The organism is Burkholderia sp. RS01 (assembly GCF_039748055.1).
Classification (GTDB): domain Bacteria; phylum Actinomycetota; class Actinomycetes; order Actinomycetales; family Micrococcaceae; genus Arthrobacter.
In genome coordinates, this window is sequence record NZ_JBDLAK010000011.1 from 1 (window position 1) to 26677 (window position 26677).

Annotated in this window: 29 protein-coding genes; 17 read left to right on the forward strand and 12 right to left on the reverse strand. The window is 66.0% G+C overall.

All coding sequences use genetic code 11. The features are described 5' to 3' along the window. From ABFP37_RS11595 to ABFP37_RS11610, 4 genes are all read right to left on the reverse strand, one after another. The coding region (locus ABFP37_RS11595; RefSeq protein ID WP_347033668.1) for a hypothetical protein at nucleotides 1-603 on the reverse strand (603 nt) is incomplete at its 3' end. Between the two features lie 145 nt (nucleotides 604-748). Beyond that, entirely contained in the window at nucleotides 749-1231 is a 483-nt protein-coding gene (locus tag ABFP37_RS11600) for a hypothetical protein (protein ID WP_078029057.1), read from the reverse strand. Nucleotides 1232-1349: 118 nt separating this feature from the next. Next, nucleotides 1350-1613: a GlsB/YeaQ/YmgE family stress response membrane protein gene (locus ABFP37_RS11605; RefSeq protein ID WP_078029058.1), complete on the reverse strand. Its 264-nt coding sequence runs from the start codon at nucleotides 1611-1613 to the stop codon at nucleotides 1350-1352. 144 nt (nucleotides 1614-1757) lie between these two features. Further along, nucleotides 1758-2588: an aldo/keto reductase gene (locus tag ABFP37_RS11610; protein WP_347033669.1), complete on the reverse strand. Its 831-nt coding sequence runs from the start codon at nucleotides 2586-2588 to the stop codon at nucleotides 1758-1760. Nucleotides 2589-2733: 145 nt separating this feature from the next. Between ABFP37_RS11610 and ABFP37_RS11615 the strand changes: the two genes are divergently transcribed. Together ABFP37_RS11615 and ABFP37_RS11620 are read left to right on the forward strand one after the other, a co-directional pair. After that, the gene (locus ABFP37_RS11615) at nucleotides 2734-3432 is read left to right on the forward strand and encodes a CDP-alcohol phosphatidyltransferase family protein (protein ID WP_347033670.1); all 699 of its coding nucleotides are present in this window, start codon (nucleotides 2734-2736) and stop codon (nucleotides 3430-3432) included. Between the two features lie 152 nt (nucleotides 3433-3584). Beyond that, the gene (locus ABFP37_RS11620) at nucleotides 3585-3806 is read left to right on the forward strand and encodes a hypothetical protein (protein WP_139362873.1); all 222 of its coding nucleotides are present in this window, start codon (nucleotides 3585-3587) and stop codon (nucleotides 3804-3806) included. Between the two features lie 101 nt (nucleotides 3807-3907). Here the strand turns inward: ABFP37_RS11620 and ABFP37_RS11625 are convergent, their stop codons facing one another. Together ABFP37_RS11625 and ABFP37_RS11630 are read right to left on the reverse strand one after the other, a co-directional pair. Continuing rightward, the gene (locus ABFP37_RS11625; RefSeq protein WP_347033671.1) at nucleotides 3908-4879 is read right to left on the reverse strand and encodes an aldo/keto reductase; all 972 of its coding nucleotides are present in this window, start codon (nucleotides 4877-4879) and stop codon (nucleotides 3908-3910) included. 35 nt (nucleotides 4880-4914) lie between these two features. After that, on the reverse strand, nucleotides 4915-5760 hold the full coding sequence (locus ABFP37_RS11630; protein ID WP_347033672.1) for an aldo/keto reductase: 846 nt from the start codon (nucleotides 5758-5760) through the stop codon (nucleotides 4915-4917). Between the two features lie 158 nt (nucleotides 5761-5918). Here ABFP37_RS11630 and ABFP37_RS11635 point away from each other — a divergent pair, with 158 nt between their 5' ends. Next, nucleotides 5919-6863 (forward strand): helix-turn-helix transcriptional regulator, encoded by a 945-nt coding sequence (locus tag ABFP37_RS11635; protein WP_078029063.1) that lies wholly within the window; start codon nucleotides 5919-5921, stop codon nucleotides 6861-6863. A 129-nt stretch (nucleotides 6864-6992) separates the two neighbouring features. Next, a complete protein-coding gene (locus ABFP37_RS11640; protein WP_347033673.1) occupies nucleotides 6993-7184 on the forward strand; it encodes a hypothetical protein in 192 nt (63 codons plus the stop codon). Nucleotides 7185-7469: 285 nt separating this feature from the next. Here the strand turns inward: ABFP37_RS11640 and ABFP37_RS11645 are convergent, their stop codons facing one another. Together ABFP37_RS11645 and ABFP37_RS11650 are read right to left on the reverse strand one after the other, a co-directional pair. Next, nucleotides 7470-7679 (reverse strand): dodecin, encoded by a 210-nt coding sequence (locus tag ABFP37_RS11645; RefSeq protein WP_078029066.1) that lies wholly within the window; start codon nucleotides 7677-7679, stop codon nucleotides 7470-7472. 75 nt (nucleotides 7680-7754) lie between these two features. Beyond that, complete coding sequence (locus ABFP37_RS11650) at nucleotides 7755-8456, reverse strand: FadR/GntR family transcriptional regulator (protein ID WP_078029067.1); 702 nt, start codon at nucleotides 8454-8456, stop codon at nucleotides 7755-7757. 148 nt (nucleotides 8457-8604) lie between these two features. Here ABFP37_RS11650 and ABFP37_RS11655 point away from each other — a divergent pair, with 148 nt between their 5' ends. The 5 genes from ABFP37_RS11655 to ABFP37_RS11675 all read left to right on the forward strand — a co-directional run bounded on the left by ABFP37_RS11655 (nucleotide 8605) and on the right by ABFP37_RS11675 (nucleotide 13801). Then, the gene (locus ABFP37_RS11655; protein ID WP_078029068.1) at nucleotides 8605-10086 is read left to right on the forward strand and encodes a four-carbon acid sugar kinase family protein; all 1482 of its coding nucleotides are present in this window, start codon (nucleotides 8605-8607) and stop codon (nucleotides 10084-10086) included. Nucleotides 10087-10217: 131 nt separating this feature from the next. Continuing rightward, on the forward strand, nucleotides 10218-11126 hold the full coding sequence (locus ABFP37_RS11660; RefSeq protein ID WP_078029069.1) for an NAD(P)-dependent oxidoreductase: 909 nt from the start codon (nucleotides 10218-10220) through the stop codon (nucleotides 11124-11126). Continuing rightward, nucleotides 11126-11998 (forward strand): class II fructose-bisphosphate aldolase, encoded by an 873-nt coding sequence (locus tag ABFP37_RS11665; protein ID WP_347033674.1) that lies wholly within the window; start codon nucleotides 11126-11128, stop codon nucleotides 11996-11998. Before ABFP37_RS11660 ends, ABFP37_RS11665 begins: the two co-directional genes overlap by 1 nt. Before the next feature lie 127 nt (nucleotides 11999-12125). Continuing rightward, nucleotides 12126-13451 (forward strand): acyltransferase, encoded by a 1326-nt coding sequence (locus ABFP37_RS11670; protein WP_347033675.1) that lies wholly within the window; start codon nucleotides 12126-12128, stop codon nucleotides 13449-13451. Then, the gene (locus ABFP37_RS11675; protein ID WP_056631607.1) at nucleotides 13448-13801 is read left to right on the forward strand and encodes a GNAT family N-acetyltransferase; all 354 of its coding nucleotides are present in this window, start codon (nucleotides 13448-13450) and stop codon (nucleotides 13799-13801) included. The genes ABFP37_RS11670 and ABFP37_RS11675 overlap by 4 nt, the downstream gene beginning before the upstream one ends. 58 nt (nucleotides 13802-13859) lie before the next feature. Here ABFP37_RS11675 and ABFP37_RS11680 read toward each other — a convergent pair whose 3' ends face one another. Beyond that, complete coding sequence (locus ABFP37_RS11680; protein WP_078029072.1) at nucleotides 13860-14063, reverse strand: hypothetical protein; 204 nt, start codon at nucleotides 14061-14063, stop codon at nucleotides 13860-13862. A gap of 130 nt (nucleotides 14064-14193) precedes the next feature. On the opposite strand from ABFP37_RS11680, the gene ABFP37_RS11685 reads away from it, so the two are divergent. Next, complete coding sequence (locus tag ABFP37_RS11685; protein ID WP_139362874.1) at nucleotides 14194-14958, forward strand: hypothetical protein; 765 nt, start codon at nucleotides 14194-14196, stop codon at nucleotides 14956-14958. A gap of 66 nt (nucleotides 14959-15024) precedes the next feature. On the opposite strand, the gene ABFP37_RS11690 is transcribed toward ABFP37_RS11685, so the two are convergent. Next, the gene (locus tag ABFP37_RS11690) at nucleotides 15025-15519 is read right to left on the reverse strand and encodes a hypothetical protein (protein WP_078029074.1); all 495 of its coding nucleotides are present in this window, start codon (nucleotides 15517-15519) and stop codon (nucleotides 15025-15027) included. A gap of 321 nt (nucleotides 15520-15840) precedes the next feature. Between ABFP37_RS11690 and ABFP37_RS11695 the strand changes: the two genes are divergently transcribed. The 5 genes from ABFP37_RS11695 (at nucleotide 15841) to ABFP37_RS11715 (ending at nucleotide 22345) form a co-directional block, all read left to right on the forward strand. After that, nucleotides 15841-17514, forward strand: coding sequence for an aspartate aminotransferase family protein (locus ABFP37_RS11695; protein ID WP_347033676.1), 1674 nt, complete (start codon nucleotides 15841-15843; stop codon nucleotides 17512-17514). After that, complete coding sequence (locus ABFP37_RS11700) at nucleotides 17511-18905, forward strand: lysine N(6)-hydroxylase/L-ornithine N(5)-oxygenase family protein (RefSeq protein ID WP_078029076.1); 1395 nt, start codon at nucleotides 17511-17513, stop codon at nucleotides 18903-18905. The genes ABFP37_RS11695 and ABFP37_RS11700 overlap by 4 nt, the downstream gene beginning before the upstream one ends. Beyond that, nucleotides 18902-19552, forward strand: a complete 651-nt coding sequence (locus tag ABFP37_RS11705) for a GNAT family N-acetyltransferase (protein ID WP_347033677.1) — start codon at nucleotides 18902-18904, stop codon at nucleotides 19550-19552. Before ABFP37_RS11700 ends, ABFP37_RS11705 begins: the two co-directional genes overlap by 4 nt. Next, nucleotides 19549-21444, forward strand: a complete 1896-nt coding sequence (locus ABFP37_RS11710) for an IucA/IucC family siderophore biosynthesis protein (protein WP_347033678.1) — start codon at nucleotides 19549-19551, stop codon at nucleotides 21442-21444. Before ABFP37_RS11705 ends, ABFP37_RS11710 begins: the two co-directional genes overlap by 4 nt. A gap of 103 nt (nucleotides 21445-21547) precedes the next feature. Continuing rightward, nucleotides 21548-22345 (forward strand): SDR family oxidoreductase, encoded by a 798-nt coding sequence (locus tag ABFP37_RS11715; protein ID WP_078029079.1) that lies wholly within the window; start codon nucleotides 21548-21550, stop codon nucleotides 22343-22345. Here ABFP37_RS11715 and ABFP37_RS11720 read toward each other — a convergent pair. Then, complete coding sequence (locus ABFP37_RS11720) at nucleotides 22290-23396, reverse strand: FUSC family protein (RefSeq protein ID WP_347033679.1); 1107 nt, start codon at nucleotides 23394-23396, stop codon at nucleotides 22290-22292. The two genes, ABFP37_RS11715 and ABFP37_RS11720, sit on opposite strands and share 56 nt — an antisense overlap. 105 nt (nucleotides 23397-23501) lie before the next feature. Next, the gene (locus ABFP37_RS11725) at nucleotides 23502-25079 is read right to left on the reverse strand and encodes an MFS transporter (protein ID WP_347033680.1); all 1578 of its coding nucleotides are present in this window, start codon (nucleotides 25077-25079) and stop codon (nucleotides 23502-23504) included. Between the two features lie 395 nt (nucleotides 25080-25474). Here ABFP37_RS11725 and ABFP37_RS11730 point away from each other — a divergent pair, with 395 nt between their 5' ends. Together ABFP37_RS11730 and ABFP37_RS11735 are read left to right on the forward strand one after the other, a co-directional pair. After that, on the forward strand, nucleotides 25475-26014 hold the full coding sequence (locus ABFP37_RS11730; protein ID WP_260680900.1) for a DUF2231 domain-containing protein: 540 nt from the start codon (nucleotides 25475-25477) through the stop codon (nucleotides 26012-26014). Nucleotides 26015-26348: 334 nt separating this feature from the next. Continuing rightward, the gene (locus ABFP37_RS11735; protein WP_078029081.1) at nucleotides 26349-26609 is read left to right on the forward strand and encodes a hypothetical protein; all 261 of its coding nucleotides are present in this window, start codon (nucleotides 26349-26351) and stop codon (nucleotides 26607-26609) included. The last annotated feature ends 68 nt before the right edge of the window (nucleotides 26610-26677 follow it).

The following is a 26677-nucleotide window of genomic DNA, read 5'->3' on the forward strand; positions in this document are numbered from 1 at the left end:
GCACCCGTCATCAGCCGGCGACAACGCCGAAACCCGGCCGTTGCTGGCGGCGGCGCCGAAGGGTGAAGTGGGAACGGCAACAGAGTCTGGAGAAGCGGCCGCGGCCGAGCCAGAGGCACCAGCGGCGGCGGTGCCGTCGTCAGCCTCGTCGTGGCCCCAGCCGGTGGTCCAGCCGGCGGCTTTGCTTGCGGGTCCGGCGGCGTTGATCGCTTCGGTGCGGGTCCGGTCCACGGCCCCCGCACCGAGGAGTTGGAGGTACTCGGCCCAGCGGGAGAGCTTTTCGGCCAGCTCGGCGAAATCGGCGGCCTCCGGGAAGCCCGCCAGGGCCAGCTCGTCCGGCGCGGACTCGACAGCGGCTTCCAGAACCGCCAGGCACAGTTGCAGGCAGTCGCTCGCCCCGCCAAAACCGGCGGCACCAAAGCCGGCGGCAGCCCCGCCGTCGGACGCAGAAGTGTCCGCCACGGCGGGTGCGCCGGCCAGGGAGGCCAGGGAGGCAGGGGTAAAAGCCCCTGGACCAGGAATGCCGCACAGCTGCGAAATACGGCGGCCCGGAAGTGTTGCCCGGACCGCCGTGCCGCTTGCGCCTTCCCCAATGGCTTCCATACGAGAACTCTGCCAGAGGGGTCTGACAATAATGCTGAGGACAAAATCAGGGCCCTGGGTGTACTTGGCCAGGACCCGAGATTGCACCGGGACCCGACGCGGAGCGTCCACGAACGGATCCCGCAATCAGGGGACTACACCTTAATTACTGCCTCTTGGGGTCCACGTTGGTTGCGGCTCCTGCCGGAGTGGCGCCGCCCTCATCGGACCAGTCCTGGCCCGACGAATCGTTCAGGGCAGGATCGGATTCGACGTCGGACGTGCCGAGGTTGACCGTCTCCGGGTGCGTGCTGTGCGCGGGAACGTGCTCACTGTCTGAGTCGCCACCTGACGCGGCGGCCCCTGCTGACGGGGACGCAGCGCCGCCGCCGGCCGTTGAAGCGTCGCGGTGCATGGCGGAACTGAGCACTGTGCCGGCCCGCCGCGCTGCCTCAGAGAGCTGGTCGCCCACTTCGGGTGCCCTTTCCTTGACGGCCTCAGTGGCGGCGGCAACCTTGTCCTGAACTGGTTTGCTGTCCCAGATGCTGGCGGCGCGGGCTTTGAGTTTGTCGTACGCTGCCCGGCCGGACCTGGATCCGAGCACGTAACCGGCGGCAATTCCTACGCCTAAGAGAAGTTTGGATTTCATGGCGAACTCCTGCTCTTGTGGGGGGCTCAGTACGGTGTGAAGCTTCATCCTGCTAGGCGCTCTAGCTAAGAAGCCGGCCCCGGGAAATGACCCGGGGCCGGCTTCGGCCGCGCTATGTCTAGCGGGCGGTGCGCCTGGTGATCATGCCGTACACCAGCAGCACGATGATCGCGCCGCCGATTGCCAGCAGCCACGTGGACAGCGAGAAGAACTCGTTGATGCCGACGCCGAAGAGTGCGCTGCCAATAAACCCACCCAGGATTGCTCCGACGACGCCGAGCAGCAGCGTGATGAAGATGCCGCCGCCCTGCCGGCCTGGGAGGATGGCCTTAGCAATAGCGCCGGCGATGAGGCCCAGAATCAGAAATGCGAAAAAACCCATTTTATCGTTCCTTCTTCTTTCATTGAGGAGGCACCCGGTGTGCCGGGTACGCTTCGTCCTTCTGCTCAATACTAAACATGCTTACTATTTTTCTGCCAGTCGGTGTTTGCGGAAAACTCGCGGGAGAACGCCTTTTGCCACCCTTCAGTGACCTTGGACGTCCGAGTTCACGCCAGCCTCCGGCCCTTCATCCAGTGTGTTAATGGCCGCCAGGTCCTCGTCGTCCAGGACGAACTCAAAGACGTCGATATTTTCTTTCATTCGCTGTGGATCGGCGGACTTTGGGATGGTGACGAGCCCCTGTTGAACATGCCAGCGCAGCACCACTTGGCTTTCGGTTTTGCCGTGTTTGATGGCAATGCGCTGCAACACCGGCGCGGAGAGCAAGCCCGAACCTGACCCGAGCGGGCTGTACGATTCGGTGACGATTCCGTGGTGCTGGTGGTAGGCGCAGTCGGCCGATCGCGTGACGGAAGGGTTCAGCTGGATCTGGTTGACGGCGGGCACCACGTCACTCGCCCACATGAGCTGTTCCAAGTGGGATGGCTTGAAATTCGACACCCCGATCGAGCGGGCCTTACCTTGACCCTGAAGCCGTTCGAAGGTCTTCCAGGTAGAGATGAACTCCCCGCGCCGGGGCAGTGGCCAGTGGATCAGGAGCAAGTCGACATAGTCCATATTCAGCCGCTTCAGGGATCCTTCGAGGCCGGCCAGGGCCTTGTCCCCGCCCTGGAATTCTCCGTCGAGTTTGGTGGTGACGAACAACTCCTCACGGTTCAGGCCGGTTGCCCGGATCCCTTCGCCCACACCGGCTTCGTTTCCGTATCTAACGGCAGTATCGATATGCCGGTACCCGGCTTCCACTGCATTTACGACGGCGGTGGCCACCTCGCGGTCGTTCAGTGGCCACGTGCCGAGTCCGATCTGCGGGATCCGGTGGCCGTCGTTTAGGGCGACGAGCGGTGATAGAGCCATGCGAAAAGTCTTTCCTATGGACCGCTGTTTGCACAGGGCCAATCGCAAGTGCCCGTCAGCGTGACCGGAAGTTGCTACGATGAGCGCGAGGTGGCATATGGAGAGCTCGGCGGGACGTAGTGCCCTGACGGATGCGGCTGCTGCGATGGCTGGATTTCTCGCGGTTGGCAGCTGGATTGTGGCAGTCCCGCTTCGGGAGTTCGCGGTTCCGTATTTGGCGCTGGCGGCCGGAGTCGCGGTGGTGGCAAGCGCCGATGCTTCGATCCTCCGCCGCCAGCCCCGTCGCAGCACCCCCGCCGATCGCGTGACGCTTGTCCGCGCCGTTCTCGTGGCATGTTGCGCAACCATGGCCGTTCCCGTCCTGCTGGGTGGGGGCCCGCCGGGCGCCTTTTTTGTTGTGATGGGTGGCCTGGCGTTCGTGCTCGATGCCGTGGATGGAGCTGTGGCGCGCAGGACAGGCAGTTCGTCGCCGGCGGGGGCGCGCCTGGATGTTCAAACCGACGCGGCCCTGGTGCTGGTCCTGTCGTGTGCCGCGGCGCCCGGCATGGGCCCTTGGGTCCTTTCCATCGGGCTGATGTGGTACGCGTTCGTGGCCGCTGGGCAGCTCCGACCCTCCTTGCGGGGTGTGCTCAGGCCGAACAGGCTGCGGAAGATTATCGGCGCTTACCAGCCGTTTGCCTTCCTGCTGGCGCTCACTCCTGGTGTGCCGGAAGGCCTCGGCGCCGTAGCCGTGGTTTTGGCCTTGCTGACGCTGGTGGGGTCCTTCGGACGGGACGTCATCGAGTTGGAGCGGAGCCACCGGAAGCCGGTTGGATTCGAGGCCGGGACCGAACTGGTCAACTGACGGAATGGCCTGTGCGCCCTGACGGGGCTATGGACTAACCGGGAGTGCGCTGATATGGCTTGGGGGTAGTCGGTGCACGAGCGAGATCGGCCGGGAGTCCACCTCGGCCGTACCTGATGCCAGGCACTCCCAACCAGCAAAGGAGCCTGATGATGAGCGAAGAACCCGACGATTCCACCACCAACCCGTCCGGTAAATTTCCCTTCGACCCGGCGGAAAACCCGCCTGCGGAGGACCCCGCGATCCCCCCGCAGTCTCCGCCGGCCTCGCCCGACAAGGCCTCGCCCGAAGGGCAGTCCGGCGAACCCGAGGACCCGGCCTTGGAAGACCCCCAGCATCCGCCCGGACCCAGCGGCTCATCAGTCCAGCCGTAGCCGGCGCCAGCCTGCCGCTACCGACTTGGTGCTATCAATAGACTGCAGCCGCCGTCGCGCCGTTCACGGCCCGACGGCGGCTGCAGTTCTGCCCGGGGCAGTCACCAGGCGTAGTCCTCCGGGGCCGTACGGTGTCCCGGGAAGATGGCATCCAACCGCTTGAGCGCGTCGTCGCTCAGCGAGACGTCCAACGCGCGGACGGCGGCGTCGAGCTGTTCCTGGGTCCGGGGCCCCACGATCGGCGCCGTCACCGCAGGCTGGTGGAGGAGCCAGGCGAGGGCGATGTCGCCGGGCTCGTGGCCGAGATCGTCTGCAAGGTCCTCGTACTCCCTGATCTGGTCGTGGTGCTTTTTCAGCGTTTCGTGCGCGCGCCCCTCCAAACGGCGGACGCCGTCGCGCTCTTTCTTCAGGACCCCGCCGAGAAGCCCGCCGTGCAGCGGGGACCATGGAATTATTCCGAGCCCGTATTGCTGGGCTGCCGGAATGACTTCAAGCTCCACGTTCCTGGTCAGCAGGTTGTAGATGGACTGCTCGCTGACCAGGCCGTTGTAGTGGCGCCGGGCGGCGGCTTCCTGTGCCTGCGCAATGTGCCAGCCCGCGAAATTGCTGCTGCCGGAGTAGAGGATCTTGCCCTGCTGCACGGCTACCTCGATGGCCTGCCAGATCTCGTCCCACGGAGTGTTCCGGTCCACGTGGTGGAACTGGTAGACGTCGATGTAGTCGGTCTGGAGCCGCTTGAGGCTGGCATCGAGAGCGCGGCGGATGTTCAGCGCCGAGAGCTTGGACCCATTAGGGCGGTCCGTCATGGTGCCGTACAGCTTGGTCGCCAAGACCGTGCGTTCACGGCGTTCGCCGCCCTTGGCGAACCAGCGGCCGATGATTTCCTCGGTCCAGCCGCGGTGCTCGGCGCCCCCGTAAACGTTGGCCGTGTCGAAGAAATTGATGCCCGACTCGTGCGCCGAATCCATGATCGAATGCGCAGCGGACTCCTCCGTCTGCGGGCCGAAGTTCATGGTACCGAGGCAAAGGCGGGAGACTTTCAGGCCGGAGCGGCCAAGGTGGGTGTACTGCATGGGTTTTTCCTCGATCCCGGTTGGCTTGTTTGAAGCTAGAGCTGGCTGTGGGCCGCGGTTGCTGGATCTCCGCCAACGCGGGTACCGGCGTCCAGCGCGTTGATGGACTCGAGATCCGCCGCGCTCAGGGAGATGCTCGCGGCAGCGATGTTCTCCCGCATGCGGGCCGGCGTTGAGGACTTCGGGATCACGATGGTGCCGGCCGCCAGGTGCCAGGCCAGGATGATCTGGGCCGGTGTGGCGCCCTTGTCCTCGGCCAGGGCCGTGACCGCCGCGGCGTTCAGGTCTGCACCTTGCCCCAGCGGGCTGTACGCCTCCACGGCGATCCCAAGGGAGCGGCTCTTGCTGGCCAGCGCAGACTGCTGGAACGTCGGGTGGAGTTCGATCTGGTTCACTGCGGGAACGACACCGGCGATCGCCAAGAGGGTATCCAGGTGGTCTTCCAGGAAGTTGGACACGCCGATGGCACGGATATGGCCTTCAACGTAGAGCGCTTCCATGGCCCGCCAGGCTTCGGTGAACAGGCCCTGGGACGGCACCGGCCAATGGATGAGGTAGAGGTCAACGACGTCCAGGCCCAGAGCCTTGCGGCTGTTTTCGAAGGCCTCGGCGGCGGAGCCCTGCTCACCGTTGCGCAGCTTGGTGGTGACGAAGATTTCCTCACGCGGTATGCCGGAGGCCGCGATTGCCGCGCCGACGCCGGCCTCGTTCTGGTATGCGGCCGCGGTGTCGATGTGCCGGTAGCCGGCTTCAAGGGCTTCTTCAACGATCCGCTGGGTCTCTTCCGCCGGGACCTGGAAAACGCCGAAACCGATCTGGGGGATGCGGACGCCGTTGTTGAGGGCGACCTGGCGGACGCCGGTTTCTGATGTCTGGGACATGGGAGTTCTCCTCGATGGGGGGATTTGGCTGGCTCTGCACTGAGCCTATTGGGGTGGACCGCCCGAGTCAGCAGTTATGCCTGTCCCTGTTTTTCCTAGGACTGGCAGTCCTACCTTCGTTGTAGAAACGGTCCCGTGGGCGGTGCAGAATGGTAGGCATGGGTCAGAGCGCCGAGTTCGGCAAATTCCTCAAGGCAATGCGGTCACGGCTGAAACCGGAAGATGCCGGAGTGGCTGGCGGCGGCAGCGCCAGACGCGTTCCGGGGCTGCGTCGGGAGGAAATTGCCCGGCTCGCGGACGTCAGCACGGACTACTACACGCGCCTGGAGCAGGGCAGGAACATCCACCCCTCGCGGGCCGTGCTCGATTCGGTGGCCAGGGCCCTCAAGCTTGATGCCAGCGAGCAGGCCCACATGATGAATCTCCTTGAGCACTGTGCCGAGTCCGCGCGCTCGCCCGTACCGGTCCAGGCCGTGCGTCCTGCCCTGCGCCAGCTGCTCGAAGCCGTGGGCGAAGTCCCTGCCCTTGTCCTGGGGCGGCGCACGGACGTTTTGGCGGGCAACCGGATGGCTTTCCTGCTCTTCGCGGATTTTCCGGAGTTGCCGCCGGGGGAGCGGAACCTCACCCGCTGGCTCATCCTGGATCCGCGGGCCCGCGAACTCTTCCGGGACTGGAAGGCGGTCGCGGCCGAGGCTGCCGGCGCGCTTCGCGTGGATGTCGGGCGCCACCCCAACGACGCGCAGGCCAATCAGCTGGTGGGCGAGCTCGCCGTGCACAGCGAGCAGTTCCGCCAGTGGTGGGCAGGCCATCGGGTGGCAACACGTTCCTCCGGCAGCTTGCGGCTCCATCACCCCGCCGTCGGGGACCTGGAACTGAACTTTGAAAACCTCGTCCTGCCGGACGACCCGGACCAGGTGCTTCGGGTGTTTTCCGCGAAGCCGGGCTCGCCGTCGGCGGATGCGCTGGCCCTGCTGGGCAGCCTCGGCGCGGGCACCGGGCGGGAAATCGCGACGGCGGGGGAGACTTCCGTTCCCGCCGCACCGGAATCACCGGAATCACCGGAAACCCGGGGTGCCGGCGTTCCGGGAGCCCAGCTTCCCTGATCAGGCTGCGCCGTTGTGCTGCTGCCCAGCCCGTAGGCGGGATTCTATCCATTCGCCCATTGGGCGCCGGGGGCCGTTTTCCTAGCCTTGGAGGAGAACTTCTTCGACCACCAAGGATGGCATTCAAAGATGAAACGCATCGCATTGCTCAGGGAACGCCACGTGCGTTCGGCCTCGACGGGAACCCATTGCCCGGCGTCGGGCCTGTGGACCCCGGATCAGTCGCCGGACGAGGCCCACACGTTCTTTGAGGGGCAGGTCTTTCCGACGTACCAGGGCACGCCCGCCGTGTGGCGCCGCCGGGCCGCTGGCCAGGAATGACTGGCCAGGAATGACGGGCCCAAAACCTGTGAGCCAAGCCGACAGCCTGCAGCAGCGTCCGCCCTCAGCGGGGACGCGGCTCGCGCCCGCGCGCTGGACAGAGCTGGCTCCCGGCGAAGCGGTATGGGTTGAGAGTGACGGCTCCGGATTCGTTGCCGGACACGTCGATGAAGTCTCCGCGCACCAGGAAATGCTTTGGGTGGATTTTTCAGTCCGTGGCCGCCGCCTCCTGTGCGGCGGCGACCCCGTCCAAGTGTGGACCCGGGACTGACCTGATCCCTGCGGTCAGCGCTCCAGCCGGAAGCCGAGCTTGATGGTCACCTGCCAGTCGGCCACCTGGCCGTTATCGAGGTGGCCGCGGATTTCCTTGACTTCGAACCAGTCCAGGTTTCGTAGGGTCTTTGCTGCCTCGGCGATGCCATTGCGGACGGCCGCGTCCACGCCTTCGGTCGAGGTTCCGACAATTTCAGAAATGCTGTAGGTGTGATTAGACAACTTCGCTCCTCGTGATCGTCATCGATACCCGGCTGCGGGCCGTTCCAGCAGAGTATCGGACGGGGAGCCGCTGGACTAGGCTTCCAGGACGTAGCTTCTGAGGTCGTCCAGGGTTTGCTGCATATGGGCGTCCATTGCGTCGCGGGCTCGGCGGGGGTCGCGGGCGGCCAAGGCATCGTAAATGCCCTGGTGATGGCCGATGGCGTGCTCCTGGATTGCCGGCACCTGAGACGTTTCCGTGCGCCGCTTCTCCAGGACGCGGTGCAGCGGTTCGAACAGGACGGCCACAAAAACATTCTCGGAAGCGTGGAGGATCTCGTCGTGGAAGGCGAGGTCGGCCGCCACGAACCGGGCCAGATCCTGGACGCGGTGCGCTTCCCGCATCTCCTCGACCTGAATGTGCAGGGACTCGAGTTCCGCGTCGGTGATGCGTTGCGCCGCGAGCTCGCATGCGCCCGTTTCCAGCATCCTGCGCAGCTCGATGAGTTGGATTGCGGCGGCGGGCCCGTTCTGCCCCTCTGAGGCGGCCCGTAGCACGGCCTCCAGGGACGACCAGCGGTTCAGCGGATTCACGAAGGTCCCTCGGCCACGCTCCACGCTGAGGATGCGCTGCGCTTCAAGAGTTTTCATAGCTTCACGGACGGTCATTCTGCTGACCTCGTGCCGCGCGCTCAGCTCAAGCTCGCCGGGCACGCTGGCGCCCGGCGGGAATTCGCCTGCGATGATGCGGTCCAGGAGTTCGTCAGCGACGACGCCCACCAGTGATTTGCGTGCCATTTTCCCCGTTCACCTTGTCAGGCCCGTATGTCTGACAAGTCTACTTGCGCACGCGGTGTGCGTTATGCCACACTAGCATCAAACGCCAGATGTCTGACATCTGACAACAATCGTTCCGCAATATAGTTTCGACACAACGGAGTGCACAGTGCCCCTTGAAGCAGACATCCTGGCCGCTTTCCCCGCGGAGCTCCACGTCCCGGCCGAGCGGGTGGCCAGCGCAGTCGCGGCCTCTGCCGCGACGTCTCCCCGAGTACTGGTGGTGCTCGACGACGACCCCACCGGAACCCAGTCGGTTGCCGACTTGCCTGTGCTCACCCGCTGGGAAGTCGAAGACTTCACCTGGGCTCTCCATCAGGGTAAGGCCGCTGTCTACGTGCTGACCAACACCCGCAGCCTGGACCCGGCCGAAGCCGCCGCCCGCAACGAAGAAATCGTGCGCAACGCCCTGGCCGCCGCGCGTGACGGCGAGGGAGAAATCCACCTCAGCTTCGTCAGCCGCAGCGATTCGACCCTCCGCGGGCACTTCCCGCTCGAGCCCGACGTCATCGCCGCCACCGTGGCTGCGGAGAGCGGCGCGGCGACGGACGGCGTCGTAATCGTCCCCGCCTTTCCCGATGCCGGCCGTGTGACCATCGGGGGCGTGCACTACACCCGGGGAACGGGGCCCGACGCCGGGAACCTCACCCCTGTCGCGGAAACGGAATTCGCCAAGGACGCGACCTTCGGATTCGCCAACTCCGAGATGGCCAAGTACGTGGAGGAGAAGTCGCAGGGCAAGTTCCCTGCGGACTCCGTGATCGTGCTGGACCTCAACATCATCCGGGCCGGTGCCGGCACTGGAGATGCGGACGTCTCCGCCAAGGCCATCGCTGACGCGATCGAACCTGCCACTGCCTCCACCCCGATCGTGGCGGACATCGTCACCGAGAACGATCTCCGCGCCCTCGCACTGGGGCTGGAAGAGGCAGAGCGCCGCGGCAAGAAGCTGCTCTACCGCGTTGGGCCGCCGTTCGTCCGCGCCAGAATCGGCCAGGACATCCGGACCGAACTCAGCGGCGAGGAAGCGTACGCCGGCAACATCCCGTCCGAGGCCGGCGGCCTGATCGTAGTGGGCTCGCACGTCGGCGTGACCACGCGGCAGCTGAAGGTCCTCACAGATCAGCACAGCGCTGCCCGCATAGTGGAGATCGACGTCGAAAAGCTGCTGGGCGATGAAGCGGACGCCTACCTCGACCAGACAGTGGACACTGTCGTGGAAGGCCTTCACGGCGGTGACGTCATCGTCCACACGAGCCGCCTGCTCATCAAGACGGACGACCCGGCCGAAAGCCTGCGGATCGCGCGCACGGTGTCCGCCGCCGTCGTCGCGGTGGTAAACCGGACGCTCAAGACTTTCCCGCCGCGGTTCGTCATCGCCAAGGGCGGCATCACGTCCTCGGATGTGGCCGCACACGGACTGGAGATCCGGCATGCGATCGTCCGAGGCCCCATGCTGCCCGGCATCGTCAGCCTGTGGGAGCCGGTTGACGGCCCGGCCAAGGGCATCCCCTACATCGTGTTCGCCGGCAACGTGGGCGACGACGAGTCACTGGCGCAGGTCACCCGCAAGCTCAGCAACACCTTTTAATTCCATCCCCCGGTTGAGCCTGCCGGGCCTCGGTTTCGGCAGGCTCAACCAGCGGACATCACGGCTCGATGAGCGGAAAATTAGCTCAATCAGCGGAAACAAGCTCAAACACGCATTCAACGGAGAACACCATGACCGCGAATTACACAGTCACCGTCCTCGGCCTCGGGGCAATGGGCCTGCCGATGGCCACACGCCTGGCGAGCCAGCTCACCGTTCACGGCTTCGACATTGCCGAACCGCGCCTGCAGCTCGCTGAAGAGGCCGGCGTGCGCACCTTTGACTCCGCCCGCGAAGCCGCGGAAGGCACCGACGCGCTCCTGTTGGCCGTTCGCAACAGCGAACAGCTCAACGACGTCCTCTTCGGCGAGAACGGCGTGGCCTCGGTGCTGAAGCCGGGCGCCGTCGTCATCCTGACCAGCACCGTGGGTACCGAAGCGATTCCGGCCACGGTCAGCCGCCTGGCCGAATTCGGCGTTGGGCTTGTGGACGCACCCCTCTCCGGCGGGCCCAAGCGTGCCGGCGAAGGCGACCTGCTGATCGTGGTGGGCGCCGAGCCGGCGGCACTCGAGGCCGCCCGTCCCGTCCTGGAACTGCTCGCCTCCACCCTGACGGTCGTCGGCGACAAGCCCGGCGACGGGCAGGCGCTGAAGACCGTCAACCAGCTGCTCTGCGGAATCCACATCGCCGCCGCGGCCGAGGCCATGGCCCTGGCCGACGCCCTGGGCCTGGACCAGGCGAAGACGCTCGCCGCCCTCGAAGCCGGTGCGGCCGGATCCTTCATGCTCTCCAACCGCGGCCCGCGCATCCTGGAGGCGTACAGCGAGGACGGCGCCGAGGTGCTCAGCCGCCTGGACATTTTCGTCAAGGACATGGGCATCGTCGGCAAGGCAACCCGTAGCGCCGGGCTGGCCACGCCCGTTGCCGCCGCCGCCGAGCAGCTCTACCTGCTGGGCCAGGCCCATGGCCTGGCCGCCGCTGACGACTCCGCCGTCATCAAGGTCGTGGCCCCCACCAAGCGCACCGCACAGGCGGGCTGATGCGCACGCAACTCGACGAGCTCGTAGGCTCCGCGTTGCAGCAGGGCTCCGCCGTGCCCGCCTTCACGTGCTATGACTTCACCACGGCCCTCGCCGTTGTGGGCGCAGCCGAGGAAGCCGGCCGCGGCGTCATCCTGCTCGTGGCTCCCAAGACCGCAGCCACCACCTACGGACTGCGGCTCATCTCCGCCCTGCGGGGCCTGGCGGACGAGGCCTCCGTGCCGGTTGCCGTGCAGCTGGACCACGCGTCGGACCTCAATGTCATCACCGCGGCCGTTGCTGCCGGGGCGGATTCCGTCCTCGCTGACGGCTCGCCCCTGCCATATGAGGCGAACATCGCGCTGGTTCGCGAAGTCCGGGCGGCCTTGGACGCTCAAGGCGGCACCGACGTCGTGCTGGAGGCCGAGCTGGGCGGGCTCGCCGGCGATGAGGACAAGGCGTTCGGCGCCGATTCCCACGACGCCGCCGGAAACGACGTTGCCGGCCTCACGGATTCCGCGCAGGTGGAGGACTTCGTGGCAAGGACTGGGGCGCAACTGCTGGCCGTGGCCGTGGGCAACGTTCACGGAAAGTACAAGGGCGAGCCGCAGCTTCGGTGGGACGTCCTGCAGGACGTTGCCGTGCGCACGCGTATCCCGCTGGTCCTCCACGGTGCGTCCGGAATCCCGGCGGAAGAGCTGGCCAAGGCCCCGGCGATGAACGTGGGCAAGGTCAACTTCAACACCGAGCTACGCACCGGCGTGCTGGCCACGCTCGAGGCGCAGACGGCGGCGCACCGCGCCGATGGCGAGAACCTGCAGGGGCTGCTGGCCCACTGGAATGCCTCGGCCAAGGACTTTGCCGCCGCCACGTTGGGCATGCTCAGCCGCTAGAGGGGACTCCCTTCGCCTCCTCTGGCCCTCGCTGCCCTCCCGGCGGACAATGGACCCTACGAAACAATGGACCCTACAAAACGGTTCGCCAGTTCCGCGTCGGGGAGGGGGCGCCATGGATGGTGCAGTGCGGCGTGCACGATCCGGCGTGGGCGCGGATTCCTCCGGCTTGGGGACGGCCTCCCCGCCCCGCGACCTGGCCATAGACCTTGCCCGGTTCTTCTGCCTTGCCTTGGTGGTGATCAGCCACTGCATGATGACCAGCCCGGTGCTGCATCCCGACGGCACGGTGACCACTGAAAACACCCTGGCCGTGCAGGACTGGTTCGAGCCTGTCATCTGGATTTTCATGGTGATGCCGCTGTTCTTCGTGGCCGGCGGCATCACCGGAATACAGTCCTGGCGCAGGCTGCGGGACCGCGGAGGCAACGGTTACGCGTTCGCCCGGGCCCGGCTGCTGCGCCTCATCCGGCCGGCGGCGGCACTACTGGCGGTCATGTTCGCGGGCCTGTGGGGCGCCCTGCTGCTGGGCGTGGACCCCCAGGTGGTGCAGCTCCTGGCGACCGGGGCCGGCATGCCGCTGTGGTTCCTGGCCGCCTACCTCGCAGCCCAGCTGAACATCCCGCTCCTGGAGCGGCTCCACCGGCGGGCGCCCTGGCTGACACTGGCCGGCCTCGCGGCGCTCGTGGTGGCGGTGGACTGCTTCCGCGGCGCCATGCCGCTGATCGCCTACGTCAACATGGTCTTCCTGTGGTGCGCCGTGCAGCAGCTCGGCTTTTTCATGGCGGACGGCCGCCTTGCCCGGCTTGGTTCGTCGCGGCTCGTGGGCCTGATCGCCGCAAGCAATCTGCTGTTGGGCATCCTCACCGGACTGGGCCTGTACCGGGGCAACATGCTGGTAAACCTGAACCCGCCGAATTTCTGCCTTCTTCTGCTGGGCGTTTCCCAGGCTGCGACGCTGCAGCTCGCAAGGCCGGCGCTGGACAGGATCGGCTCCGTTCGCCGGGTCCGGACCGTGGTGGCGCTGGCGGGCCGGCGATCGATGACGGTTTACCTCTGGCACCTTCCGCTGTTGGGAGCGATGGCGGGGCTGCTGCTGCTCACGGACTTCCCCAAGCCCGCCTCCGGCACTGCCGAATGGTGGTGGTCCCGCCCGCTGGTGCTGCTGGGCGTGGTCCTCCTCCTGCTCCCGGTCATTGCCCTGTTCGGGCGGCTGGAGGAACGGCCGACGGCGTCTGTCCACTCACGCGGAAGGCCCCGCGCCGCCGTGGTGACGGCCGCCGTCGTCGTCTTTGTCCCGGTGGCAGACGCAGCGTTCAACGGACTGACGCTGGCGCTCCTGGGCGGCGGATCTGCCTGCTTTACGCTCGCCGCCCTGCTGCTCGGGCGGGTTACGGCCCCCGCAACGGAACCATTGCCAGCACAGGCATTAAGTGCCAATGTCGAACCATGACGGAGAACACGGTATCCACCGAGGACCAATTCACCCCGGATGTCACTACCTTCCGGAACGATGCGCTCCACCGCTACGAGCTCCACGTGGGCGGGAAGCTGGCGGTGCATATCCGGTTCATGGACAAACCGGGACACGTTGACTTCATTCACACCGAAACGGCCGAGGAGTTTGCGGGGCAAGGCCTCGCCAACGTCCTGGTGCATTTCGCCCTGGACGACGTCGTGGCCGCGGGGAAGCGGATCATTCCGCATTGCCCCTTCACAGCGCGCTACCTGCGCAAGCACGAGATCTACACGCAGTGCATCGACTGGCCCGAGGAGGCTGCGCCCAAGCTCATGGGCACGTGACAAAACCGGTGGCCCTTGCCTGCCAGCCGTTGCAGGCACCTGTTGCGGGCCAATTTGCCTATGCGTCCCTACCCCGGTGCCGGTGGAGCGTCACGGCGCAGACAACCTCCATGCCCATGGTGGACGAGAAGGATTTGGCGGAGAACTCGCACAGCTCGGACAGGAAGCCGCTGACGTCCTTGCTGTCAATCACAAGATCGTGCAACTGTCCCGCCGCCGCGGCAAAGCCGTGGTCGGATGTGTCCAGTGCCGTGTTGTCCATGTCTTTCAGTCTAGGTCCGCGGGGCTGGCGTGGAGCCGCGCCGGGACCGGACTTGTGACCCCCGCGACAATTACATACGATTCAGGCTGGCTATGCAGTTGGCTGACGGACTCTCTCTTTGGGGAATTCTTTGAATCACAAACTGCGTGTGCTGGTACGGGTGGACCTGGATCCCGGGCATGTCACCCTGGAAGTCAGCGGCTGCCTGACGCCGACGAACTTCCCCGTACTCCTTCACCTGCTGCTGCGCGCGCAGAAGCTCGCCACCTGCGCGACGATCACGGTGGATTTCCGCGACGCCTCGCACCTCGACGAGTCAGTGCTGTCCTACCTGCAGCAGGTCGCTTTGCCGGCAGACCATGCCTTCGGAGAGCACGTGGAGGTGCACCACGAACTCGGGGTTGCCGCCGCTTCCGCCCTCGAGGATGCAGACGACTTTCAGCTGACACTCCTGGAGCCGAGCGAGCTTCCGGTCTGCCCCATTCATGGCGGCGAATCCGATCACTACGGCGAAACCGACGCAGAATCAGCGCTGGCCGCCATGCCACTGGCAGGCATCATCAGTCCTCAGTCCCTTCCCTGCGGGAAGCTTGCCGGGCTGGTTGAAGCGGGGGAGCGCCCGATGAATGACGAGGATCTGGCCCGCTTCCTCGCCGAGTCGGGGGACTCGGCTGAAACGGTGGCGGCGCTGCCCGAACCGGCGCTGGAAGATCTCGCAGACGCCCTGTACCGGCACCTGGATACGCCCAGCCCGGCCTTCGGTGCCCATTCCTGGTACGTCCGGGTAGCGGACGAGCTCCGGATGCGCCGGCTGACCGGAATTGCGGACGCGCCGGCGGCCTCTGATGACCTGGGCCCGGGCGAACCTGCGGGGCGCGAAGTCCCGGCCGGATAGCCTCAGCGCGAACGAGCACTTGCGGCCTGGAAAGGGCGGTTTGGGAGCTACAAGTGTTCGTTCGCGCTAGGGGATGTACGACGGCGGGGGCTGCTTTTCGTGGTTCCTGCGCCACTGTGCTGCGTGCCAGAAAAGCAGGCCGATCAGGCCTAGGAGTCCGGCGAACATCACGTACGGGGCGAAGCTGATCAAGATGTAGCTTATGGGCACGGCCGGACCCGTCGGGCTCGAATTGGCGGGCTCCTGGGCGATCGTGAGTGCCCCGAAGGAGGCGGCGATCAGCACCGAAACGACCACCCACAGGGCCGCGATGAACGGGTTGATCGTGAGGTAGCCCGGCCGGCCTGAATCCGCCGGGTCCAGCGGGGCGGCGCCAAATCCAGCGCCGTCAAAGTTGGCTGCTCCCGCCTGTGCTCCGCCGCCTACGTGCACCCCGCCGCCTGGCCCGGTTCCGGCCGGGCCCTGCATGCCCCCGGGGCCGTGCATTCGCCCGTAGCCGGTGGGCTGCCCCTCGGAATCCACTTCCCTGAAATTGATCGGATCATGCTCAGTGCCGGACACGTCCCCCCGCTTCCTGCCGCCTCCAATGCCGCGTGCTAGGAACTCTACCCCGCGTGACTTCCCGGCGCCCGGGTTGAGGCAGCCCCGTGTTCCCGGCCGCCGAAACCACGCGCGCCTCCACCGCGCGGGGCATTCTCGGATATTCGGCCGCGGGAAGGAAAGTCAATGACCCCGGATATCGGCGAAAGACCGCCATTTTCCGGGGACTCCGGAATTACATCACTGAAGTTTGACTAAAAGGGTGTCCTAAGTAAGGCTTGCCTTGCTTGGGTGCGGTCGCCGCAACTGAGCGGACCCGATCCCGATAAAAGGATGACTGCCATGACCCTGCCGCCCGATGTGGACGAAACACCCCTGGACCAAGAAGCCGACGCCGAATACCCCGCTGGAGGGAAAACGGCCGGTTCCAGCCGTCGCAGCGAGATTTCGCCGGACGTGGACTTCGGGGCCGGAGTGGAGCTGGCCCTCGCAGCCAGCAACCATCTCTTCAATACCCGCAATGCCCCCCGGTACGTGGCGCAGGTGCTGCAGGGAGTCAACGCGGTGGCCACCAAACTTGAGCGGACCTCACAGCCGTTCACCGGCGTCGCCCCTGCCGAGATGAAGAGCCGCGTGGACGCCGTCGACCTGGACCGGCCCCTGCCTGACACCGCCGCCGCCCTCGATGAACTGCAGGACACGTACCTGCGCGATGCCGTCTATTTCCATGACGCCAAGTACGCCGCGCACCTGAACTGCCCCGTGGTCATTCCGGCGCTCGTGGGCGAGGCCGTCCTGTCTGCCGTTAACTCGTCCATGGACACCTGGGACCAGAGCGCCGGCGCTACGATGATCGAGCGGCGCCTCATCGACTGGGCCGCGGAGCGCCTGCAGCTCGGAAGCGATGCGGACGGCGTGTTCACCTCCGGCGGCAGCCAATCCAACTTCCAGGCGCTGCTGACCGCGCGGAACCACACCGTGGCGGCGCTGCGGCTCGATCCGGCGAACGCGGGGCTCCGGCTGCCGGCGCTGCTGGAGAAGCTGCGGATCTTCACGTCGGCGGACAGCCACTTCAGCATCCGGAAATCGGCGTCCATGCTCGGGCTGGGCTTCGACGCCGTCGTGTCCGTCTGCTGCGCCGCCGACCACCGGATGGATCCTTCCGAACTGGCCGGTGCCATTGCGGCTGCCCGCAACGCCGGCCTGGTGCCGATGGCGGTTGTCGCCACGGCCGGGACCACCGACTTCGGCGCTGTGGACCCGCTAGCCGAGATCGCCGCCCTGGCCCGCGGCTACGGTGCCTGGTTCCATGTGGATGCTGCCTATGGCGGCGGGCTCATGGTGTCCAACCGGTACCGGCACCTCCTGGACGGAATCCGGCTGGCCGACTCCGTCACCGTTGACTTCCACAAGACCTTCTTCCAGCCCGTCAGCTCCAGCGCCCTGTTGGTCCGGGACAGCGCCATGCTCCGGCACGTGGCGTATTACGCCGACTACCTGAACCCGGAAGCCGCCGCGCGCGCCGAGATCCCCAACCAGGTGGACAAGAGCATCCAGACCACGCGCCGGTTCGACGCCCTCAAGCTGTGGCTCACGCTCCGCATCATGGGGGCCGATGCCATCGGTGCGCTCCTCGACGAAGCGATCGACCTCGCCGCCCGCGTGGGAACGGTGCTCTCGGCGGATCCCGACTTTGAACTGGCGGTCGAGCCGCAACTGAGCACCCTGGTGTTCCGCTACCGGCCGGTGTTCGCGGACGGGACGCGGCTGTCCGAGGACCTCGCCGATAGCCTGAATCCGGCCATCCGTGCTGCCGTCTTTGCCTCGGGCGAAGCGGTGGTGGCCGGGACCAAGGTCGCTGGCCGGCACTTCCTGAAGTTCACGCTGCTTAATGCCGAGGCTACGCTGGAGGACATCCGGGAGATCATCGAGCTCGTCCGGCGGACAGGGGAGAGCCTGACCGGCACCGCGCCCGCGGGCGGATCCGCCGCTGCAGCCCGGGAGGCACGCGCATGAGCACGTCGGCATCGGGCACCACCGCACGAAGCACCTCCGGCAGGGGCCGCGTTTACGACTTCGCCGGAATCGGCGTCGGGCCTTTCAACCTGGGCCTGGCCGCCTTGAGCGAACCGGTCGACGGCCTGGACGGTGTGTTCCTGGAACGCCGGGAGTCCTTCGACTGGCATCCCGGCATGATGCTCGAGCCGGCCCACCTGCAGGTCCCGTTCCTGGCTGACCTGGTGACGCTGGCGGATCCGACGTCACCCTATTCCTTCCTCAACTTCCTCAAGCAGACCGGAAGGCTGTACCGCTTCTACATCCGGGAAAATTTCTACCCGCTGCGGGCGGAGTACAACCAGTACTGCCAGTGGGTGGCGGGCCAGCTGGCCTCGGTCCGGTTCGGCACGGACGTCACGGCGGTCAGTTACGACGACGGCGTGTACCGGATTGCGGTAAACGGCCCGGACGGGCAGGAGGTGCTTCGGGCGCGACGGCTGGTGCTCGGCACCGGCACGGCGCCGTACATTCCCGACGCCTGTTCCGGGATAGCCACGGCCGGCGGTCTGGTCCTCCACAACGCCGACTACCTGGCGAGGAAGAGCGAGCTCCAGCAGCGGCGCAGCATCACCATCGTGGGGAGCGGCCAGAGCGCGGCGGAGATCTACTACGAGCTTCTTCAGGACATCGACGTCCACGGGTACCAGCTCAACTGGGTGACCCGGTCCGGCCGCTTCTTCCCGTTGGAGTACACCAAGCTCACGCTGGAGATGACGTCTCCCGACTATGTGGACTACTTCCACGCCCTGCCGCAGGAGCAGCGTGACCGGCTGGTCCGAGGCCAGAAAAATCTCTACAAAGGGATCAATTCCGACCTGATAGACGCCATCTACGATCTCCTCTACACCAAGAGCCTTTCCGGCATGGTGGACACCCGGCTGCTGACCCATTCGACGCTCACCGGAGCTTCATGGAACGCGTCCACGGACTCGCACCGGCTGGAGCTGCGCCACGAGGAACAGGGCGTCGGTTACGGGCTCGACAGCGAGGCGGTGGTACTGGCCACCGGGTACGCCTACCGCGAGCCCGCGTTCCTCGCCGGCGTGCAGGACCGAATTTCACGCGACAGCAGCGGCAGGTTTGCGGTGCAGCGGAACTACAGCACCGGCGTCGAACCCGGCGAAATCTTTGTCCAGAACGCCGAACTCCACACCCACGGCTTCGTCACCCCGGACCTGGGCATGGCGGCCTACCGGAACTCGTGCATCCTGCGGGAAATCACGGGACGGGAGGTGTATCCGGTGGAGCGGAGCATCGCCTTCCAGCAGTTCGGCGCGCCGTCCCCAGCGGCGCGGGACAGTGCTTTGCCGGCACGCGGAATGCAGGGCCACGCCGAGGTGCCGGCATGAGCTTCACGTTCCGCTGCCTCGACGCAACAGGTGACGCCCCGCTCATCCACAGATGGGTGACACGGCCCTATGCCGCCTTCTGGGGAATGCAGTCCACCACGGTGCAGGACGTTGTGGAGGAATACTCCAAGATCCAATCCAGCGGGCATCACCACGCGCTGCTGGGGCTCGACGGCGGCGTCCCCGCCTTCCTGATGGAGGAATACCTTCCGGCGCTCTCACCCCTGAACCAGGCCTACGCCGTGCAGCCCGGGGACATCGGCATGCACCTGCTCGTGGCGCCTCCGGAAAGGCCGCGGAACGGCTTCACGGCCGACGTCATGGAGGCGGCCCTGGACCGCCTCTTCCTGAAGACGGGCGTGGACCGCGTGGTGGTGGAGCCCGATGCGCGCAATGCCAAGATCCATGCTCTGAATTCGCGGCTCGGATTCACGCCTGCGGGAGTGGTGACCCTGCCGGACAAGGAAGCGCTGCTCAGCTTCTGCACCCGGGCCGACTTCCAATCCGCCCGGACGGCCCGCCACCGCCCTACCCTCCACGAGCCTGGCCCTGACGTCCCCGCTACGGACCATTCCGCCATAGACCACCTCACCATTGACCAGCCCACCACCGACCAGTTCACCCCCGACCAGGAAGCCTCACTGTGACCATCATCGAAGTCGAATCCGACCTATCGCGTGGGCAGTCCATCGCCCACCTGCAGCCCGAACTGTGGAACCGGGCGAACCGGCACCTGGTCCGCAAGGCGCTCGCCGAGTTTTCCCACGAACGGATCCTGACACCTCAGGCGATCACGGCACCCGAAGTAATCGAGGCACCCGCAGGGAAGCGGGCACCGGCGGACCTTCATGCGGCGCCGAGGCTCACCGCCTACCGGGTCCTGAGCGACGATGGCAGTGTGGAGTACTCCTTCGCCGCGCGGGTACTGGACCTGGACCACTGGTCCATCGACGCCGCCTCCATCCGCTGCATCCGGAACGGGACAGAGTCCGCCGCGGATGCCCTCAGTTTCATCAGCGAGTTCCGGAATGCGCTGGGAATCCGGGAAGAAATGCTTCCCGTGTACCTGGAGGAAATCAGCAGCACGCTGTCCAGTCACGCCTTCAAACAGTGGAAGGGGCAGCCGACTGCCGGGCAACTTGCCGCCGGTGTCACGGGAGGGGCAGATCCCGCGGCCGACTTCCAGGCGATCGAGCGGAGCATGACCGAAGGCCACCCGTGTTTCGTTGCCAACAACGGCCGGCTCGGGTTCGGCATCACCGATTACCAGGCGTTCGCGCCCGAGTCCGGGGCGCCCGTGCAGCTGGAATGGATCGCCGTGCACCGCAGCAGGGCTGTGTTTAGCTCGGCCGAGGGGCTGAACTACCAGCGCCACCTGGAAGCCGAACTGGGGGCGGCCGGACTGGCGTACTTCGAGGCCGCGGTCCGGGCGCAGGGTCTGGATCCGGCGCAGTATTTCCTCATGCCGGTCCACCCCTGGCAGTGGGAAAACAAGATCACCGTGACCTTTGCCGCCGAGATAGCCCGGCAGCACATTGTGCACGTGGGCGCGGGAGCGGACACCTACCAGGCGCAGCAGTCCATCAGGACGTTTTTTAACACAGACGATCCACAAAAGAGCTACGTCAAGACTGCCCTGTCCGTCCTCAACATGGGTTTCATGCGGGGGCTTTCCCCGCAGTACATGAAGGCCACTCCGGCCATCAACAACTGGCTCAGGGAGCTCATCGCACGGGACAGCACGTTGCAGCGCAGCGGCTTCGCCATGATCAGTGAGACGGCGGCCATCGGCTACCACAACGGGCACTACGAGGCCGGATCCGCGAAGGACTCGCCCTACCGGAAAATGCTGTCGGCCCTGTGGCGGGAGAGTCCCTTGCCGCTGCTCAAGGACGGCCAGCAACTGGCCACCATGGCGTCGCTGCTGCATGTGGACGCCGCCGGCAAACCGATAGTCGCTGCCCTCATCGAGCAGTCGGGGCTGGCGCCGGACGAGTGGCTGCGCCGATACTTCGACGCCTACCTCGTTCCCCTGGTGCACTGCGTCTACCGGTATGAGCTCGCGTTCATGCCGCACGGCGAGAACGTGATCCTGGTGCTCGAAGACGGCGTTCCGGTCCGGGCCATCATGAAGGACATCGCCGAGGAAATCGTGGTGATGGGAGACGGGCTGGACCTGCCGGATGCGGTGGCACGGATCCGGGCCGATATCCCCGACGGCGACAAGGTCCTCGCGATCTTCACCGACGTGTTCGATTGCATTTTCCGCTTCATCAGCGCGCTGCTGGTGGAGGACGGGAAGCTCAGTGGAGACGACTTCTGGGGCGTGGCCGCCGGGGCGATCCGGGACTACCAGCTACGGCATCCGGAGCTCGAGGACCAGTTTGCCCGCCACGATCTGTTCGCGCCGGACTTCGAACTGTCCTGCCTCAACCGGCTGCAGCTGCGCAACAACCAGCAGATGCTGGACCTCACGGACCCGTCGGGCGGCCTGCAGAAGGCCGGACGGCTCAATAATCCGCTGGCCAGGTTCGCATGATCACAGCCTGATCTCCGATCCGGCCGGCGTCGCGCCAACGGCCCGGCATCCGGTCTTGCCAACAGCCCTGCCTCCCGCGCTGCCGCGAAGCTAGGCTGTTGGCATGACGCCGAACACCGCCAACCCCACAGCCCTTGTCACCGGTGCCACCGCCGGCCTCGGGGCCGAATTCGCCCGCCAGCTGGCCGAGCAGGGCCACAACCTCGTGCTGGTGGCACGCGACGAGGCGCGACTGCAGGCAACCGCAGCGGACCTGCAGCGGCGGTACGGGACCACGGCGGAGGTGCTGTCCGCGGACCTGACTGACGACGCCGGCGTGGCCGCCGTCGTCGCGCGCCTGTCGGACCCGTCCCGCCCGGTGGACGTGCTGGTGAACAACGCCGGGATCGGGCTGTTGCTCAACTTTGACGAAAACAGCATCGAGGACGAGAAGAAGCACCTGAAGCTGCACGTGGAAACCGCCATGGTGCTGAGCCACGCTGCCCTGCAGGGAATGCTGAAACGCCGCTCCGGCCGGATCATCAACGTGGCCAGCGTGGCGGCGTTCCTTCCGCGCGGCTCGTACTCCGCGGCGAAGGCGTGGCTGCTGAGCTTCAGCCGGTGGGCCAACCTCGCCTACGCGGACCGGGGCGTCAAGGTGACGGCGGTCTGCCCCGGTTTTGTCCACACGGAGTTCCACGACCGCATGGGGATGGACAAGTCCGCCGTCCCGCGCTGGACGTGGCTGCATCCGGGCCGCGTGGTCGGGGAAGGGCTGGCGGACAACGCGCGGGGGAAGGCGGTTTCGATTCCCACCAAGCGCTACAAGGTGCTTGCCGCGGCCGCCCGGATCCTGCCGGACCGCTTCATGGCAGGCCCGCCGCGGAGGCCAAAGGAACAGGACCCCGGCGCGCCCGGATAAACACCACCACGAGGATGCCGATCACCGCCCCCACGACTGTCTCAACGCCGCGTTCGGCAATGAGCACGTACGGGTCGGCCGGAGCCGCCAGCTGCGTCATCAACAGAATGACGGGCGTGAAGGAGACCATCGCCAGCCCGTAGTGCCGGGTCATGAACAGCTCGGTGGTGAACTGGAAGATGATGACCAGCAATGCCAGCACGGCGGCTTCCGCTCCGGGGAGGAACTGCGACGGGGCCCAAGGGGCCGGAAGAAGCACGACGGCGACCACCACCAGGCCAAGGAACGTTCCCATGATGCGGTGAAGCCCGCGGTGCACACTGCTTGGAAGGTCGGCGCCGGCGAGGGGAACCGCGGCGGCAGCCATGGCCCAGTGCGGGTGACCGCTGCCTGTGATGACGCCAATTGTCCCGGCGGCACCAACCGCCACCACGTACCGCGCGGCATGGATGACGGCCTTCCTCCGCAGCCGACCGCGCAGCCTGGCGGACTCCCGCACCGCCCCGTCGCTCCAGGTGCGGCGCCGAACCCAGCCGCTAAAGCCCACAAGCAGGGAAAACGCCGCAGATCCGGCGCTGATGAGCAGCGCAACGTACCAGGGAACGACCGCGGGGACAGAGGCGCAGGCACCGAGCGCCAGGATGCCGAAGAAGGGGCCGTTGGGCTTGAGCCGCACCTTGTCGGAGTAGACCGAGCCTGCGCCGGCAAGCAGGGCCTCTATGCCCACGAGCCACCAGGAATGGAGCTGATTGACGGAGAGGAACACGCCCACTCCCACGCCGGACAGCAGGACCAGCGCGGCCTGCAACTGGTGCCTTAGCCGCAGCTGGTGGGGCTCGGACCTCCCGTACATGCCGGTGAGTGCGCCGAATACGGCGTAGATGATCAGCTCGGGCCGTCCGAAAACGAGGAGAACCAGAGAGGGGACGGCCACGCTCACGGCCACGCGCAGGGCGGACAGATGATCGTTGTTGGCAGGGCCAAGGCTATGCAGCGCGCGGAGATGCCGCATGAAGACGTGGGCCACCGCTACCTCCAGTCTTCTGTGCATTCAGTCTCCAAAAGTCTGCCAGACGCGTGTGAGGCCTGCCTTGACGCTGTCACAGGGAGCAACGTACAAAGCAGGCCTCACAGGGCGGGGCTCTGAACTACAAGGTCAGACCCGGGCCGGAACCTTTTCGGGTTCCTCTGCCTGCGTATCGAACGGCATGTCGTCCAGGTCGATCAGCGGGTTTTCATCCTGGGTGGCCACAAGTTCGTGGGCCTCGGCCTGCGTGTCCACGCTGGGCATGGAGCCCGGCAGGGGTCGCTGGGCCGATTCCTTCAGGAAGTAGATGGCCACAGCGCCGATCAGCGAGGTTCCCATCAGGTAGTAGGCAGGCATCATGTCGTTGCCCGTGGCGCTGATCAGCGCGGCAACAATGAACGGCGTGGTTCCGCCGAAGATGGCCACGGCGAAGTTGTAGGTGATGCCCATGGCGCCGTAGCGGCTGGCTGTGGGGAACTGCGCCGGCAGTGCTGAGGCAAGATTCGCCACGTAGAACGTCACCGGGAAAGCGACGAGCGAAAGTCCGGCCAGCGTCGACCAGACGTCGCCGATGCCGATCAGCAGGAACGCCGGAGTTGCCAGCACCACGGTGCTGATGGCACCGATCCACAGCACGGGACGTCGCCCGATCCGGTCGGACAGCTTGCCGGTCAGCGGGATGCAGAGGCTCATGATGACCAGCACGGGGATGGTCAGGAGCGTGCCATGAACCGGATCGTAACCCTTGGACTCCGTGAGGTACGTCGGCATGTAGGAGGTCAGGGCATAGCCTGCGGTGTTCGCCGCAGCCACCAGGATCATGGCTACGATGATTGAACGCCAGTAAGCCTTGACGATGCCCACCGGGCCCTTGGCGGCAGCTTCATCACCGGCGGCAGCGTCCTTGTTGAGGTCTTCCTGGGCGTCCAGGGTGGCCTGGAACTGCGGGGATTCCTCAATCTTGCTCCGGAAGTACACGGCGATGAGGCCGAGGGGGCCAGCGAGTAGGAACGGGATGCGCCAGCCCCATTCCTCCATGGCGGTCTGGCCAAGGGTCAGCTGCAGCACTGAAACCAGCGCTGCGCCCATGGCGAAGCCAAGGTAGCTGCCCATGTCCAGGAAGCTGGCAAAGAAGCCGCGTCGCTTGTCCGGAGCGTACTCGCTCACGAACGTGGTGGCGCCGGCGTATTCACCGCCGGTAGAGAAGCCCTGGACGAGCTTGAGGACAACCAGGAGCGCTGCGGCCCAGATGCCGATCTGGGCGTAGCCGGGCAGGAGACCGACGGCGAAAGTACTGGCAGCCATCAGCATCAGGGTTGCGGCAAGCACCTTCTGCCGGCCGATCTTGTCGCCGAGCCAGCCGAAGATCACGCCGCCCAGGGGGCGGGCGATGAACGTGGCGGCGAAGGTTCCCAACAGGAACAGTGTCTGCACGGACTTGTCGGCCTCGGGCAGGAACACGGGTCCCATGGTGGTGATCAGGTAGCCGAACACGCCGACGTCGTACCATTCCATGGTGTTACCCACGATGGTTCCGCCGAGCGCTTTCTTAAGCATTGGCTGGTCTACCACGTTGACGTCGGACACCTTGAGTCGGCGCCGCGCCAGTAGCTTCGGTTTTTTCGCACCCGGGGGTGCAATGTTGTTGGTTCCGCTGGCGTTCAGAACGCCTGCTGAAGAGTCGGTCGTGCTTCGGTCTGTGGGCATTTGTGCGACTCCTGTGGAGGTCAATTGCTTGCGACTTGTAGCTGCCCCGCTCTGGGCAGGCCTTCAATTTTACGTGATTTCCATGGAAATTGAGAGTTTCGTGCCGTATGATCACGCGTTCAGCGCCGTCACGAGGCAACAAATCATATTTAATTTGGCCGATCTGACCGCGTCATCCTGCGGAAAGCGGGGGTGGAGGGCATCGTTACCAAACCTTTTTCTGGATGGGGCCGTTACAGGCCCGTATTTCGGGGTATTCGTCGTGTTCCCGGCCGGCCGTGAGCCCATTGGAGACGGTGTGGGCGGTCCCCGTGAGCCGTTCAATTGAACCGTTCGACGCCGGCGCTCGTCTGTGTGGGTATGTCCGGTATTCGCGTACCGCGGGACGTGGATTTATGGGTTCGATAATCCAGACAGGGGTGTTCGGCATGGACTACGAGGTTTCCGGCTTGCCAATGCATGTGTTGCTCGTTCACGCCACCGTAGTCATTGTTCCGCTGGCGGCCTTGTGCGTGGTGCTCAGCATCGTCTGGCCCGTTGCCAGGCGACGCCTGGGGATCGTCACGCCGCTGGTGGCGCTCGCGGCGCTGGTCCTCGTGCCGGTGACGGCTGCGGCGGGTGCGTGGCTGCTGGCCCGCGTCGATTCAACGCCCCGGATCAACGCGCACATGCAGCTGGGCGGGACACTCCTGCTCTGGGTCATGGGCGTATTCATTGCGGCACTGGTGCAGTGGCTGTGGTTCCGGTACGGCGCCACGCAGGCGGACGGTCTGCGCAGCAGGCTGGGCACGGCCGGGTCCCGCGTCATGGGTGCGATCGCCGTCGTGCTTGTCCTTATACTGTGCGGCGGAACGGTGTTCACCGTGGTGCAGATCGGGGAGTCGGGATCCAGGGCCGTCTGGGAGGGCTCGTTCCGCAGCAACGCCGAAGATTGAGTGGCCGCCGCGGGGTTCCCGGCCGGCCCGTTTCTGCCTATGGTGGAGCCATGGGAACACTGATCTTTGAGTAACGGGCCGGCATGGCAGCCGTCGGTTCCCGCCGACGTTCGCCGTGCCCCGCCTTCCGCATCCGACCACAAATACCGCGCCTGTTGAGGCTGTGCCTCCGCGTTACCCCGAGTTGTTCGTCGTTTTTGCTGGACGCAGCTGCGGGCCAAGTTGAAGCACCCCCGGAACTGGTGCGAGATTGCTTCTGGTTCCGGCAGGCAGGCCGGAATCGCGACCCTAATATGGGTGGACACTTCATTTTCATCGCGGAAAGGAAGAACAAATGGCTGACAAGAACAAGGGAAGCACCATCAAACCGGACGTGGCCGCACACCTGGCGGAATCCATGGACCGGCCGCCGCTGCCAACTCCGGAAACCATGGCGGCCACCGCTGCCATGGGCGGAAGCCGGCAGTGGCCGGACGGCAACGGCAAGCGCCGCCACCCCAAGGACCGCGGCTCAGGCCACGGCCGCATGGACCAGGGAGCCGCCGTGACTGCGGTCCACCGGACCAGCCGCCCGCAGATGCCGCACTCGTCGTAGCGGCCTGAGGATGCTCATATGGCCTGGGGACACCCGAATTCGGGAGTCCCCAGGCCATATGCGTATCC

Coding starts and splice junctions, on each gene's coding strand:
- ABFP37_RS11675 (WP_056631607.1), top strand. CDS start 13,448: ATGACGGAGAACACGGTATCCACCGAGGACCAATTCACCCCGGATGTC.
- ABFP37_RS11665 (WP_347033674.1), top strand. CDS start 11,126: ATGCGCACGCAACTCGACGAGCTCGTAGGCTCCGCGTTGCAGCAGGGC.
- ABFP37_RS11625 (WP_347033671.1), bottom strand. CDS start 4,879: ATGCAGTACACCCACCTTGGCCGCTCCGGCCTGAAAGTCTCCCGCCTT.
- ABFP37_RS11730 (WP_260680900.1), top strand. CDS start 25,475: ATGGGTTCGATAATCCAGACAGGGGTGTTCGGCATGGACTACGAGGTT.
- ABFP37_RS11610 (WP_347033669.1), bottom strand. CDS start 2,588: ATGGCTCTATCACCGCTCGTCGCCCTAAACGACGGCCACCGGATCCCG.
- ABFP37_RS11695 (WP_347033676.1), top strand. CDS start 15,841: ATGACCCTGCCGCCCGATGTGGACGAAACACCCCTGGACCAAGAAGCC.
- ABFP37_RS11715 (WP_078029079.1), top strand. CDS start 21,548: ATGACGCCGAACACCGCCAACCCCACAGCCCTTGTCACCGGTGCCACC.
- ABFP37_RS11615 (WP_347033670.1), top strand. CDS start 2,734: ATGGCTGGATTTCTCGCGGTTGGCAGCTGGATTGTGGCAGTCCCGCTT.
- ABFP37_RS11720 (WP_347033679.1), bottom strand. CDS start 23,396: ATGCACAGAAGACTGGAGGTAGCGGTGGCCCACGTCTTCATGCGGCAT.
- ABFP37_RS11725 (WP_347033680.1), bottom strand. CDS start 25,079: ATGCCCACAGACCGAAGCACGACCGACTCTTCAGCAGGCGTTCTGAAC.
- ABFP37_RS11605 (WP_078029058.1), bottom strand. CDS start 1,613: ATGGGTTTTTTCGCATTTCTGATTCTGGGCCTCATCGCCGGCGCTATT.
- ABFP37_RS11705 (WP_347033677.1), top strand. CDS start 18,902: ATGAGCTTCACGTTCCGCTGCCTCGACGCAACAGGTGACGCCCCGCTC.
- ABFP37_RS11600 (WP_078029057.1), bottom strand. CDS start 1,231: ATGAAATCCAAACTTCTCTTAGGCGTAGGAATTGCCGCCGGTTACGTG.
- ABFP37_RS11735 (WP_078029081.1), top strand. CDS start 26,349: ATGGCTGACAAGAACAAGGGAAGCACCATCAAACCGGACGTGGCCGCA.
- ABFP37_RS11635 (WP_078029063.1), top strand. CDS start 5,919: ATGGGTCAGAGCGCCGAGTTCGGCAAATTCCTCAAGGCAATGCGGTCA.
- ABFP37_RS11680 (WP_078029072.1), bottom strand. CDS start 14,063: ATGGACAACACGGCACTGGACACATCCGACCACGGCTTTGCCGCGGCG.
- ABFP37_RS11660 (WP_078029069.1), top strand. CDS start 10,218: ATGACCGCGAATTACACAGTCACCGTCCTCGGCCTCGGGGCAATGGGC.
- ABFP37_RS11650 (WP_078029067.1), bottom strand. CDS start 8,456: ATGGCACGCAAATCACTGGTGGGCGTCGTCGCTGACGAACTCCTGGAC.
- ABFP37_RS11700 (WP_078029076.1), top strand. CDS start 17,511: ATGAGCACGTCGGCATCGGGCACCACCGCACGAAGCACCTCCGGCAGG.
- ABFP37_RS11630 (WP_347033672.1), bottom strand. CDS start 5,760: ATGTCCCAGACATCAGAAACCGGCGTCCGCCAGGTCGCCCTCAACAAC.
- ABFP37_RS11620 (WP_139362873.1), top strand. CDS start 3,585: ATGAGCGAAGAACCCGACGATTCCACCACCAACCCGTCCGGTAAATTT.
- ABFP37_RS11640 (WP_347033673.1), top strand. CDS start 6,993: ATGAAACGCATCGCATTGCTCAGGGAACGCCACGTGCGTTCGGCCTCG.